This is a genomic window from Virgibacillus aidingensis, from assembly GCF_010994035.1.
In the GTDB taxonomy this organism is placed as follows: Bacteria; Bacillota; Bacilli; order Bacillales; family Amphibacillaceae; genus Virgibacillus_N.
The window spans coordinates 224,997-238,446 of sequence record NZ_WIXN01000004.1 but is presented as its reverse complement, the minus strand read 5'-3'; the positions used below and the strand labels follow the sequence as shown (position 1 = coordinate 238,446).

The following is a 13,450-nucleotide window of genomic DNA, read 5'->3' as shown; positions in this document are numbered from 1 at the left end:
AAACTCCCCCTAAGATAGAAACAGATTTTTATTTTTAATCTGTCTACCTTAAGGGGAGCATATCAAATATCTGTAATGTCAGCTTTTTTTAGCCTCTTTCTAAATGTTGTTGCACCAAGGGCGCTGCTTCCGGCCCCTGCATCACAGACAAAGGAAATTTTGTTAATTGCTGTATTGGAGATATTTCCAGCAACATTATTATTAACATCGCCTAAGATTTGTTTACCTTCAGATTTCATGGATTTTGATTTTTCTATTGAACTTTCCAGTTCTCCCTCATCTTCTCCTTTTTTATCGAATTTCAAAATAATGGATGTAATGATGAAAGAGACTGCTGCAGCAGTTAGTACGCCTAAAATAATTCCCAGGAAATTACCTCTTGGTGTTAATGCCAGATAAGAAAAGATAGAACCCGGACTTGGTCCTGCTACAAGTCCTGCATCAAATAGACTGAAAACAGCGATACCTGACATCCCGCCGGCAATCATAGCTAGTATTGTTAACGGCTTCATCAGCACATACGGGAAGTATAATTCATGGATACCACCGAAGAAGTGAATGACGATGGCACCAGGTGCTGTTCTTTTTGCAGCTTTTTTCCCAAAAAGACTAAACGCTAAAAGTAAACCTAAGCCTGCTCCCGGGTTTGATGCTACTGTAAAGTAAATAGATTTGCCTGCTTCAAGTGTTTCCTGCATACCTAAAGGGTAATATATGCCCTGGTCGATAACATTATTTAAAAACAACACTTTTGCCGGCTCGTTAATTATTGAAAGTAATGGTAAAAATCCAGTTGCTACCAGAGCCTCTATAGCCGTGATGACAAAATTATTTGCAGATTCAATAACTGGCCCGATGAAATAAAAAGAAATAACCATTAATATAAATCCTAAAATACCTATAGAGAAGTTATTTACAATCATTTCAAATCCAGCCGGTATTTTATTCTCAATTAATTTGTCGAACTTCTTAATGATCCAGGCACCTAAAGGACCAATAATCATGGCACCAAGGAACATCGGTATTTCAGAACCAACAATGAGCCCGATTGCTCCAATAGCACCCATTACTGCACCTCTTTGCCCGGCAATCATTCTTCCTCCTGTAATGGCTAACATTAAGGGAAGTAAATACTTAATCGCTGGGTCTACGATAGAGCCGAGGTCTTCATTGGGAAACCAACCAGATGGTATGAACAAAGCGGTCAGTAACCCCCATGCTATAAACGCACCAATATTGGGAAGTACCATATTAGTCAGAAAGCCGCCAACAGCTTGCACTTTAGCACGCAAGGATGGCCTGTTGGAACCATTAGGGTTATTTGAATTGTTTGATTCATATGCTAAATTCTCTGTACCTTCCATTTCTATTTCCTCCCATCTAAAATGAATACCAATGATATAACTTACGCAAAATCCTATTCTTCTTCTTCTGCCTGCTGTATAATTTCAATGACTTCATTTTCTGTTTCGGCTTTCTTAAATCTTTCCATAATATCTTCATCGATCAGCATAGAAGAAAGATTAGAAATTAATTCCAAATGACCATTGCTATCTTCTGCTGCTAATACAATAAGAATAGAAACTTCCTTATCCTCCGGGTAGAGTACAGGATGATTAAGTTTTAACATCGATACCCCGGTTTTTATGACTGCACCTTTATTTTCTGCGTGAGGCATGGCAATACCAGGTACAATTACGATATAAGGACCATTCTTCTGAACGTTATCAATCATATCCTGAATATATTGAGTGGTGATAAAACCTTTATCCACTAATGGCTGAGCAGCTTTTTTAATTGATTCTGCCCAGGAGGAGACACCATCGAGAAAGTTTATATTGCCTTTCAAATAATTACTGAGCTTCATGATTTTTCATCTTCCTTTCTGGATCGGAAATGGGACGGTACCCTTCATTAATAGTTTATAATTCTCTGTTATTTTATTCTTAAGTTCTTGGTTGTTAATTTTAGTATAATGATCGATGGCTTTATCAATCCCATGTTCGTTAATGAATTTCTGTAAAATAACAGATTCATCATCTGCAGAATTATAAAATAAAAACCCGGCAGCAATTGCAACGGTTAAGTGATCAACGGGATATCCCAAGTCAAATAATTCTCTTGCAGGCTTGACTAACCGTTCATCAAAACTTAATTTTCTAATCGGGTTTCTGCCAACCCGAAACACCTTATCATTTATATTTTTATTTTTAAATCGCTTTAAAGTCTGTTCAATAAAATCTGCTAAATCCTCATCTTTGAAACCAAATTTCATTTCCACATACTTCGATGCCTCATTCATAGCCCCGCTGATTAAATTCGTTATATCTTTATTTTCCAATGTTTTTTGAATGGTAGTATTGCCGGAAAAAAACCCGATATAAGCTGTTGCGGCATGCCCCATATTTACAATATATAATTTTCTTTCTATATACGGCTGTAAATCTTTCACATAAACTGCATCTTTTATATAAGGGACTTTAAAATTAATCAATTCAGATTTATTAATAATCCACTCGTAATAAGGTTCTGCTAGCGTTCTTTCACCTCCATTTCTTGTTTCGGATAAAGAAAGACGGTCAATAGCTGAATTTGGAAAACCTGCTATCGTATTAATATCATTTATTTCGCTATCGGAAATGTGTTTTTCCATTTCCTGTTTCAAAGCAGTGCTCGCATTAATTGCGTTTTCATTTGCAATCACATCAATTGCATTTTTATTTTCCTTTATTCGCTGTAATAGACCTTTTGATAGGATAGGGGCAATACCGGCTAGATTATTTATGCCAACAGAAGTAGTGATTATATCTGCATGAACGATTGCTTCTATCACTTTTTCTTTTTGAGTAACACTATTTAAGGCAGAAACCGGAGCCACGGTTTCAACTGTATGCTGTTCATCCAATAGTTCGATATGGTACTGCTGATTTGTATTAAAATAATCCACTGCTTCCTGATTTACATCAACGAAACAAACATTATAACCGGTCTTATTTAATAAATTTCCAATTAATCCTTTACCTATATTACCAGCACCAAAATGCAATGCTTGCATAATAAGATCTCCTTTGCATTGTAATCTAATTGGTTAATCAGCCTATTCTAAATTTGCGTGGTGCTGCCATAATTCCTTCATATCAATATTTTGTTCCTTAATTATCATTAGTGCCAATGTATCCCCCAGCAATAATAGACTTTGTTCAAATAAACTAGTCATAGGCTGTTCAGACTTTATTTCACCGGGTAAGCTTAATTTTGAGCTTACAGGGATTTTAACAAAGCAATCCGTATATGCTCTCATAGAGCTCTCGGGATTTGTCCCAATATGGGCTACTGTGGCATGGTGCTGCTTTGCTTTTTCAGCAATAGTTAATGGGAAGGCGGTTTCGCCGCTCCCTGAACCGACGATTAGCAGATCTTTTTCTGTAATTGCCGGTTCTGTTATTTGTCCGACGAAATATGTTTTCACACCCAGATGTGCAAGTCTCTTTGCTATTGCCTTCAAGGATAATAAGACGCGTCCTACACCTACAAAGAAAACCTTGTCCGCCTTTTTTATTTCTTCTAATAATGAATAGATTTCATTTTCATCAACCTGATTTAATGTCGCTGATAATTCTTCAGTAATTTTTTTCGCTGCTTCAGAATAACTGACCAATTTATTTAACCTCCCCGCTAAGTCCTTCTTCAATAGCTTTTTCTACCATTTTTTTATTTTCTCCCAGACTATGACCTTTTAAAAACAAACTCGTACTACCTGCTACTAGAATATCTGCACCAGCGCTCACTAAATCCGGAATTGATTCTAATGACACCCTGCCGTCTACTTCAATATTTGTATTTAATTGTCTGGTTTGAATTAATTTGGACAAATCTTTTACTTTTTGTGTTGCATAAGACACTTTTTGCTCATTTTTATCTGTTGCGAAACCTGGGTTTATCAGCATAAGCAAGACAGTATCACATTCAGGTAATACAAAATCCAATACAGACAAGGAAGTGGCCGGATTCAATGCCACGCCTGCTTTAATACCGTTTTTTCTTATTAATTGAATGTGACGATCAATATGTGTGCTTGATTCGATATGAAAAGTTATTTGCTGAACACCTATTTTGATCATCTCTTCTATAAAAAATTCATTGTGATTAGCCATAATATGAACATCAAAATTCATATCAGTTATTTTACGCAACTGTTTAATTGTATCAATTCCCAATGGCATACTTGGGCTAAATGAGCCATCAATAAGATCTATATGAAGCGTGTCAAGACCTTCTTTTTCTATTTCTCTTATACTGCTTTCTAAATTGCACAAGTCCGCACACATAATGGAAGGTGCTATTGTGATGTTCTTTTTATGCATGTTTGTGCCTCCTTTTATGCGTCTTTTTACTTACTTATTTAATTGTAATGCGCTTTCATGCATTTGTAAAGTGCTTTTATGCGTTTTTTTAATTATTTTATGCATGTTTGTGCTTGTATTTAGGTTTTATGGTAAAATAAAATTAGAATATGGGGGGATGACAATGTTGAAAAAGGAACGGCAGGATAGAATTTTGCAAATTCTAAATGAGGAACACAAAGTAATTGCCAGTGACTTAAGTAAACGATTGGGAGTTTCAGAAGATACGATACGCAGAGATCTGAAGGATTTAGATAACCAGGCGCTTATTAAAAGAGTGCACAGCGGTGCATTACGAATAGGTCCTCCAGTTGTTGATTTTTCAGTAAGAGAAAATATTTCAAGTGAAATTAAGATGAAGTTAGCGAATAAAGCATTAGATATCTTAAAAGAAGATATGGTAATACTCATCGATGGGGGAACAACAAACTTACATTTAGTCTATCAAATACCCTTAACATTTAAAGCCAATGTCATAACAAATAGTCCACCAATAGCAACGGCACTTAGGAACCATAAAAATATTGAGGTGATTATGGTTGGCGGAACTTTATTTAAGCAGTCAATGGTAAACTTGGGAATAGATACTGTTGAATATTTGAATAACATAAGATGTGACTTATATATTATGGGAATTTATAACATTAACCCTCAAATTGGAATAAGCGTACCTACTTTAGCGGAAGCATCAGTAAAACGAAAAATGGCTTCTATTTCAAGTGAAACTCTTGGTATGGTGACCTCGGACAAATTGGATACTGCCTCCAATCACATCGTTTGCCCTGCGAACAAATTAACGTATCTCATAACTGAAAATGTTAGTTCAGATGTTAAATCAATTTATAAAAATGAAGAAGTGATTCTTATTGATTGATTAGGAGCGCCCGCACACCCGTTACTTCAGTGATGGTTAGGGCGTTTATTTAATTTTATTAAGATGTTTGTATGAAATTGAGAACTTAAGGTTGGTTGGCAATGTTACTTGTACGCCTGATTAAAATCTAAACCGGCTTAAGTTGGGAGTGTACACGGGGAGACTTGAAATGATTTGGAAATGGAGCTGTTTTTACAGCAAGGTTTAGAGGAAGAGACGGGAGAGATTAAACACAACATAAGGGAGTTATGGTAGATCCCCCTGTACAAGGAATACCAGTCACAGGGGGAATTCAGCCTAAGGAGCTTTATTTCCTTTTCAAAAATCTACTGCCACTGCAAAATTAATATATCAGCTTGATCCATAAGTGTGTCATATGCCTCATCAGAAATAAGGTTATTGTCATGTTGATAATGAAGCAAATCCTTAAATCCACCTTCCAAGTGTCTGACGACTTTTTCCGCTTCCTCTTGATTTTCATAATGACCAATAGCTGTTAAGTGAAGCGTTAGAGCGCGGGGAGCTTCCTCATTAGCGAACGCTCCTTCTTCCTCGAATTGTTCAACTAGGACTTTTATTTCGGACGCAGTAATCGATTCCTCTAAACCGTCAAAAGCATTATTCAACGATCTTAATGCGTTGTCCACTGTCGTTTGTGTAACTTCCGGGTCATCAAGAACATCCTTGGCTTGCGACAATGCATCCTGCAAGGCTTGCCAGCTGTCTGCTGTGTAATCTTCTTCATTCAGATTTGCAGCATAGATGTGATCTACACGATGCTGAAGATCTGTTTTATCCACCACTGGGTCCGAGTCGAGAATGTCTGCTGGTGGACGGGGCGCTTCTTCACCGCCAGTACCGACACCAAAGAATGCCCACTCATTGACAGCGCCTGATGTGAAATGACTCATACCAACTCTTCCTTGATCAAAGGAGGTGTCATAAGTCTGTACCATCCATGCTTCAGGTTCTTCTTCTCCATTTGGCCACATCTTTGCTTGCAGCATGTCTCCTTCTCGCTGTAGTACCACTCTATACCAAGTATCCTCCTCCACAGTAAAAGGTAATTCAGTACCTGCGAGTGCTCTGTGCTGCCCGTTCTGGTATTTAGCAATGCGTACTTGATTTGGCCGGCTCCCAGCGCCTGGCTTACGGGCATCAAGGTAATAGGCGTTTTCAGTGTCACCATCGTCAGAGATGTGGAAAGCAATCTGGAGCAGCGTGTCTCCGGTATTTGAGGCACGTACTAAACCTGACACTTCCACATCACCTTTGACATGACCCGCATCACCAACCTCATCCCAGGTCAGTGCCCGGCGATTCCCGTTATTATCGACAAAGTGGTGCAATCGTCTCGGATCTTCTTTTACTGTCCAATTGCTGTCATGCCAATACTGTGTCCATCCTGCTGGTTGCTCACCAAATTCATTGGTGGAAAAGTCAGTAGCGTATTGCGCTGGCGGTGATGGCTCAGGCGGTAATGGCGGTGGTTCCTCAGAGCCTGGATCACTGCAATCGTTTAATGGCTTTCCAATGACTTCGTTGGATGCCGATCTCTCATCCAGCAGCAATGGGATTACTGTCATCATTGGCTGGGCCATGCTGACGAACACACCATGTTCGCTGACCTTTTCTGTTTCCAATGAAAACAATTCTATGTGCTGTTCAATTTGCTCAGCTTGAGCACTGTTGATGAGATATCCGCAAGCATGTGGATGGATTATATCCTCTTCAGCTGGCGGATCCCAATCTGCGCCGCCAAAATAGAACGGATCGGACTGGGATTCTCCCGCAGCCTCTTTACGTGACGGTGCTTCAGTCACAACCGCGGTAACATCATCCTGACGCTCACGATGAAATTCCAGTACTTCATGCACAGCCTGTAATTGAAGTTCAACCCGCGCTTCCGGTGTGGAGTTGAATGTTTCGATCAGCATGGCCACACCATGACGCAGACCTAACATATTGCGCATAATGGTTTGATCACCACCACCTGCTCCTCCAGGAGAACCGTAGACGTCCGTATCATAACCGGCTGCCTCGATTGCCGGAAACACGTAATCCTCGATCATTTCCACATTAAGGTCACGCAGTTCTTCATCGACATTGAGGTTACGTGGCCATGATAATTCCAGACGCGGAATCTGTCCGGGATTATTTGGGGTACTTGGCCCTTCATGTGCATCAATCGTAATTTCCGGCTTGAAGTCTTGCAGCACCTGTGCCATCACCCGAGTTTCAGTTGCCATCAGGTTAATATGATCACGGTTGGGATCAATACCGAGGGAATTTGCACGAATGTCTGCTTCTATCCCGTCAGGATTGGCCGATGGGATAAACATTACTGTGGTATCACTCAACTGGTCAAGCAGATCTGGATCCTCGGTGAATGCCAAATCCCGCAATAACTGTAATGCCATCTCTCGACCTGCTGGTTCGTTGCCATGCTGTGAACCAATGACCAGAATACTGCTATCCTCTGAAATAGCCTCATCCGACGGTGGTTCAGGATAGCCAACTCTCACCAGATGTATTGGGCGTCCTTCCACTGATTCGCCAACTATAGAATAAGTCATTCGATCTGATGCATTGGAAATCGTCTCTAAGAAAGCCAATTCCTCCTCGTGCGTTGTTCTGCTTTCCCCTTCCCGATCCTCAAACCCGGTCGTTGGCGGGTCAGCACTGTTACCGCTAACTTGTGTTTGTGATCCGGCAAATAGGCTTAAAACCAGCACAAACAATACGGCAAAACGAAAAGTTAAATTATTTTTCAACTTATACATTTTCTAGTAACCTCCTTGATTGATTTTTTACCGCTAAACCTTATTTAGGATCTCTTTCTGATTAGATAACAAAAAACTTCCTACTAGATTTGTATCTAAGTTATCACTCCTTTTTAAAGATATTTATAGAATCTATTAAAATATTTTATATATCACGTCTCCTTTCCGCAGAATTATTTTTCTTTTCATAATATAGTTTCTAGTTCGATAACAGGAATTCCTTTATTATAAAAAGAATTAGTAATTTTGTCGTATATTGTCGAACGAAAGGTGAAAAAATGTAGAAGTGGTGTAGTACAATGGGATTAGTGAGTGGGGAAATAGTTGGGGCATTCTAGGGACTCAGTTTAAATTTATGGCAAGAAAGGTGCAGGATGGGTAAGAAACCCTAAGAAAGCAGCGTATAACAAAGTTTATTTATCGCATTTGGTTCTCTGGATGATGCTGAAGTACAAGCTAAATCTATGATACAGGAGAACCCAGCGGGGAACCTGAGTAAATTTCAAACGAAGTCGATCTTACATTAAAAGTTGAATTAAATGAAGACTTATAAGACCCTGTATTCCGTATTATAAAGATTTAGCTGCAACATTAAAAAATAAATTGTTCTTAAACTTCAAGGGATTAAGAGTGATTTGAATATGTCTAATATTGAGGGAGGAAACTTTGTGTATTTAAAAAGTTTTGGTATCTATAACTTTCGTAAATTTGGAACAACTGAAAATACTATAGAGTTTGTTGACGGAACTAGCTATAGGAAAGAACAAAAAGAAGAAGAAATTAATGTCGCGCCAACAACAACTTTAATTGTTGGAAAAAATAACTCTGGAAAAACAACTGTAGTCCAGGCTTTAGAGAAACTAATTAAAGAAAAAAAATTTAACGTTAATGATTTTAACTTCGTTTATCTTAAAGAAATTTTGCACAGATATAAAGAAACTTATTCGACAACGAATAAGTTAGAAAAAGTAGAGATACCAAATTTAAGATTCATAATTAAGATAGGGTTTGAGGATAATCTTACAAAAGACCTTCTTGGCAATCTTGCGCCATTTTTAATAATAGATAACATAACTAAGATGAAGGAAGTTGAAATAACAATTAAATTAGAGATAAAGGAAACCGAACTATACATTCAGGAAGTAATTAAACTTTTAGAGAAAGGTGAAAGTGATAAGGAGTTTACTTCCTTCATTAAGATTTTAAGAGAAACTGATTTTGAAGTTAACTACTATAGACAAAATGGTGATCCAGTTAAATATGATCTGAAAAATCTAATTGATATAACAGTAATTAAAGCAAACATTGTTGACTCAGATACTTCATTAACTAAGGCGTTTAATAAAATTATTAAATACCGCTATAAATCGCTATTAGACGATAGAGAAAAAGAAGATTTTGAGGAATTGCTGGATGAAACAAACTCTGCATTCACAGAAAAAATTAGAATGCAACACACTACATCAATCAGCGATTCTCTTTCAAAGATAGAGTCAAGAGAAAAATTGAGCTTTTCCCTGACTGCTGATTTAAACTTAGAAAGTATAATGAATAACCTAGTAAGATATGAATATGTTGAGGGAAATATACATATTCCGGAAAATCAATTTGGTTTAGGATACACTAATTTAATGATGATCATTGCAGAGTTAGTAGATTATATGGAAAAATATCCGGATAAATCTTTTAATAGTATGGTAAATATCATCTCAATAGAGGAACCTGAAACTTATATGCATCCACAAATGCAGGAGCTATTTATAAAAAACATCAATGAAGCTATTAAATCCTTATTAGATGGTAAAGAGAAAAACATAAATAGCCAACTCATTATCACAACACACTCATCACATATCCTTAATAGTAAAATACATAGCGGTAATACATTTAATAATATTAATTATCTAACTACTGAAGGCCCTCATACACAGGTAATAAAACTTAATGACGCCAATGTGGTTAAAGTAAAAAGTAAAGGCAAGAGATCTAAGGAGGAAAGTGACAAACTAAATTTCCTGAGGAAGCACATCAAATATAAAGTATCTGAGTTATTTTTTGCTGATGCTATCATTTTTGTGGAAGGTATTACAGAAGAAACCCTCCTCAAATATTTTATAGATAATGATAAAGAGTTAAATAAATATTATATAACCATCTTTAATATAGATGGTTCACACGGACTTGTTTATCACGACCTAATAAAGTTATTACAAGTACCTACACTAGTTATTACTGACATAGACATCAAAAGAAATAAAGATGAAAAAGATAAATTAATGCAAATAAGAGAATTATCAGGGCGAGAAACGACAAATGAAACAATAAAGAAATATAACGATTCCGAATTTATTACTGATATTGAACCTTTCTTTCAAAAAGAAAACTTGTATATAGCATTTCAAAGTGAAAAAATACATGAATACTATGCAAGTAGTTTTGAAGAAGCTTTAATTCTTACAAACTATGCTAATGATTTTATGAACAGAATATTGAAAAACGTGAAGAAGCAAATTTATAAAGAAGTGACAGAATCAAAAATAGGAGTTGACCGTAATAAGGTTAAAGATAATTCCTATTTATTTCAAAATAAATTAGAAAAAGAAAAAAGTAATTTTGCAAATACTATTCTATATGAATTAATTACCAGTAAAGATAATGAATTAATGCTGCCTAGTTATATTACGAATGGTTTAAAGTGGTTAACTAGAGAGCTTCGTGGGGAGGGGACGTAAAAATGTTTTCAAAAATATCGCCAGCTAAACTACAAGAGGAGGAAGAAAGCCAGATTGATATAAATTCATATATCGCTAGTTCTGATAGTTTTGTGTTCCAATCAGGTGCAGGGGCAGGGAAAACCTATGCATTGGTTGAAAGCTTAAAATACATTGTTAACAAATACGGTAATACCCTCTTTAGACATAATCAAAAAATAATGTGCATTACTTATACAAATGTTGCTGCAAATGAATTGAGAGAAAGACTAGGAGCTTCACAGCTTGTAAAAGTATCTACTATTCATGAGAGAATTTGGGATCTTATAAAAGATTATAAACCTCAACTAGTTGAAATACATAAAGTGAAATTAAATGAGGAAATATCACTTTTAGAACAAAAATTAAACAGGGATGATAATTTTAGAGCATATAGAGAGTTGAATAAAGAAAAAAAAGAACAATTTCAAAAAATTATGCTTGACAACAAAGATAATTTCTATAAGGTCTATTTTGCTAAGGCTAGAGAGGTAGATGAATTATTTGGGCCTATATTAAGTGACATACCAAATATACTAAAAAACAAAGATAAGTTCAGAAGAACAGTGAGTGCTATTTATAAAATGTCTGACTATGAAGGTTGTCTAAATATGATTGAGAATAAAGAGAAGGGGTTCCATCAGGTAATATATAATTCAAAATATAATAGGGACAGACTTCAGAAAATGCAGATAAGTCATGATACCTTGCTTGAATATGGATTAACTCTAATCCAAAAATATGACTTAGTAAAACAAATCATTATTGACCAATATCCGTACGTTCTAATAGATGAATATCAAGACACTAGCAAGAACGTAATAGAGATAATGAGTACTCTAAACAAATATGCTAGTGAGATTAATCGTAAGTTTTTAATTGGATATTTTGGAGACGCCGTTCAAAGTATATATGAAAATGGAACGGGAAAGAATTTAGGGGAGATTCATTCCAATTTATACTCTGTAATTAAAACATTTAATCGAAGATCTTGTAAAGAAGTTATTAATGTAACTAATAAAATTAGAATGGACAGTATTATTCAGGAGTCTATATATGATGATTCTACTGGGGGGAGTGTAAAATTTTATTATGGTGTACGAAATAATGTTAACGCATTTATTAACAAATATTTAGAAGAGTGGAACTGCGACGGAGAAAATCCCTTAGATTGTTTCTTTTTAACTCATAGAACTGCAGCGACCTATAGTGGATTCGGTGATATTTATGAACAGTTAAGTAAAACAGAAAAGTATAAAGTTCTTTATAACCAGCTAACAACAGAATTGTTGAGTAATGACATAACAAAACTAGGTGAGATTCCCAGATTCTTATATAACATTATTCATTTTATAGAAAAGTTTAAATCACGGAATACGCCTATAATACAAATTTACGACGACTTACAATTTTATGAAGAAATGACTTTTGTTGAATTACAAGAGGTTATAAAATTACTAGGACAAATTAATGGCACGACTTTAGGTGACTACATTATCTCAATCTCAGAACTCTATAATGAAAATGAAAACATAAAGTTACGAAAAATTATAGACAATACATTGGGTATAGAAAGTATAACTTATGAATCGATTTATAATTACTTACTAAATAGCTTGTTTCCAGATATAAAGGAAGATAAATACAAGAATGCGGAAGAAGCCATTTCTAATTTATTAGATATTGATATAAGCAGCTATGAAAACTGGTATCAATATATACAGAAAGACAATCCTAGCGTTAAGGAAAAGATTAATTATCATACATACCATAGTACTAAAGGTTTGGAATTTAATAATGTACTTATAATAATGGAAAATAATTTTGGTACACAAAAAGATCTTTTTAATTTTTATTTTAAACACTATGATAATGAAGGTTTAGAGAATGATGAGTTAATTAAATTTGAGAAAGCAAGGAATCTATTATATGTTGCTTGCTCAAGAGCTATTAAGAATTTAAGAATACTCTATCTAGATGATATTGCTGAAATAAAAGATAACATTACAGAAATATTTGGAGAGCCACTTGAATTTAGTGAAATTACAAAAAATGTGCATTCATAAATATAGGATTTGGTATATTTGATTTAAGGCTCACTTCTAAGTAAAACAGATAGAACCGTAAAGACTTGTTTTTCTCCATTCGCCCATAAAAATCACTGTCACAGAAATTAAAAAGGTATAGGATTGTGGAGTTGTAGATAATCTCTGCAGTTTTTAAACAAGTATTTATTCATTTTGGTAAGCTATGGAATAAAGTGGGTTCTTTGGTTAGGGAATAATGTTGTGTTGGTAGGAGTTGAAGACGTTACTGAACAGTCTAACAATCAACAGCCTGAAAATAAAGGAAGATGCTGTGGGATGAGACTTGTACAGCCGCTGATATTGCCTATCCGACGAATTCTAGTTATAAATGAAACTCGAGAAAAGTTGGAACGTAGAATTCGCGTATTTGCATGCACCGTACCGTGGGAAAAAGAAACAGCCCCGTACCTATCGTCAAAGTGCTAGAAAGGTCCATTTGACCGCTGCTATGCAGCGTAATCAAAAGAGATGCACAGGCCTATTTGGAAAACAACTGCAGGTTGTTGCACGCTATCTTAGAACTATCTTCAAGCTCAAAGAAGAGAGCAGTTTT

General features: G+C 35.8%; 9 protein-coding genes. 3 read left to right on the top strand and 6 right to left on the bottom strand.

The features are described from left to right. Positions 1–62 precede the first annotated feature (62 nt). From GHD25_RS05245 to GHD25_RS05225, 5 genes are read right to left on the bottom strand one after another with little or no spacing between them, the layout of a single operon-like run. Positions 63–1,364: a PTS mannitol transporter subunit IICB gene (locus GHD25_RS05245; protein ID WP_205601331.1), complete on the bottom strand. Its 1,302-nt coding sequence runs from the start codon at positions 1,362–1,364 to the stop codon at positions 63–65. Between the two features lie 53 nt (positions 1,365–1,417). Then, positions 1,418–1,867: a PTS sugar transporter subunit IIA gene (locus GHD25_RS05240; protein WP_164215319.1), complete on the bottom strand. Its 450-nt coding sequence runs from the start codon at positions 1,865–1,867 to the stop codon at positions 1,418–1,420. A gap of 6 nt (positions 1,868–1,873) precedes the next feature. Next, entirely contained in the window at positions 1,874–3,055 is a 1,182-nt protein-coding gene (locus GHD25_RS05235) for a mannitol-1-phosphate 5-dehydrogenase (RefSeq protein ID WP_164215318.1), read from the bottom strand. 42 nt (positions 3,056–3,097) lie between these two features. Further along, positions 3,098–3,658 (bottom strand): 6-phospho-3-hexuloisomerase, encoded by a 561-nt coding sequence (gene hxlB, locus GHD25_RS05230; RefSeq protein ID WP_164215317.1) that lies wholly within the window; start codon positions 3,656–3,658, stop codon positions 3,098–3,100. 1 nt (position 3,659) lies between these two features. Further along, positions 3,660–4,364, bottom strand: coding sequence for a ribulose-phosphate 3-epimerase (locus GHD25_RS05225; protein ID WP_164215316.1), 705 nt, complete (start codon positions 4,362–4,364; stop codon positions 3,660–3,662). A gap of 163 nt (positions 4,365–4,527) precedes the next feature. Here GHD25_RS05225 and GHD25_RS05220 point away from each other — a divergent pair, with 163 nt between their 5' ends. After that, complete coding sequence (locus GHD25_RS05220; protein WP_164215315.1) at positions 4,528–5,277, top strand: DeoR/GlpR family DNA-binding transcription regulator; 750 nt, start codon at positions 4,528–4,530, stop codon at positions 5,275–5,277. 326 nt (positions 5,278–5,603) lie between these two features. Here GHD25_RS05220 and GHD25_RS05215 read toward each other — a convergent pair whose 3' ends face one another. After that, positions 5,604–8,060, bottom strand: a complete 2,457-nt coding sequence (locus GHD25_RS05215; RefSeq protein WP_164215314.1) for a M14 family zinc carboxypeptidase — start codon at positions 8,058–8,060, stop codon at positions 5,604–5,606. A 641-nt stretch (positions 8,061–8,701) separates the two neighbouring features. On the opposite strand from GHD25_RS05215, the gene GHD25_RS05210 reads away from it, so the two are divergent. Further along, positions 8,702–10,792 (top strand): AAA family ATPase, encoded by a 2,091-nt coding sequence (locus GHD25_RS05210; RefSeq protein ID WP_240452223.1) that lies wholly within the window; start codon positions 8,702–8,704, stop codon positions 10,790–10,792. A gap of 2 nt (positions 10,793–10,794) precedes the next feature. Next, the gene (locus tag GHD25_RS05205; protein ID WP_164215313.1) at positions 10,795–12,876 is read left to right on the top strand and encodes an ATP-dependent helicase; all 2,082 of its coding nucleotides are present in this window, start codon (positions 10,795–10,797) and stop codon (positions 12,874–12,876) included. Positions 12,877–13,450: the final 574 nt, after the last annotated feature.

Excerpts from the sequence above, each read along its gene's own strand:
- GHD25_RS05215 (WP_164215314.1), bottom strand. The coding sequence starts at position 8,060 with ATGTATAAGTTGAAAAATAATTTAACTTTTCGTTTTGCCGTATTGTTT.
- GHD25_RS05235 (WP_164215318.1), bottom strand. The coding sequence starts at position 3,055 with ATGCAAGCATTGCATTTTGGTGCTGGTAATATAGGTAAAGGATTAATT.
- GHD25_RS05205 (WP_164215313.1), top strand. The coding sequence starts at position 10,795 with ATGTTTTCAAAAATATCGCCAGCTAAACTACAAGAGGAGGAAGAAAGC.
- GHD25_RS05220 (WP_164215315.1), top strand. The coding sequence starts at position 4,528 with ATGTTGAAAAAGGAACGGCAGGATAGAATTTTGCAAATTCTAAATGAG.
- GHD25_RS05210 (WP_240452223.1), top strand. The coding sequence starts at position 8,702 with ATGTCTAATATTGAGGGAGGAAACTTTGTGTATTTAAAAAGTTTTGGT.
- GHD25_RS05245 (WP_205601331.1), bottom strand. The coding sequence starts at position 1,364 with ATGGAAGGTACAGAGAATTTAGCATATGAATCAAACAATTCAAATAAC.
- GHD25_RS05240 (WP_164215319.1), bottom strand. The coding sequence starts at position 1,867 with ATGAAGCTCAGTAATTATTTGAAAGGCAATATAAACTTTCTCGATGGT.
- GHD25_RS05225 (WP_164215316.1), bottom strand. The coding sequence starts at position 4,364 with ATGCATAAAAAGAACATCACAATAGCACCTTCCATTATGTGTGCGGAC.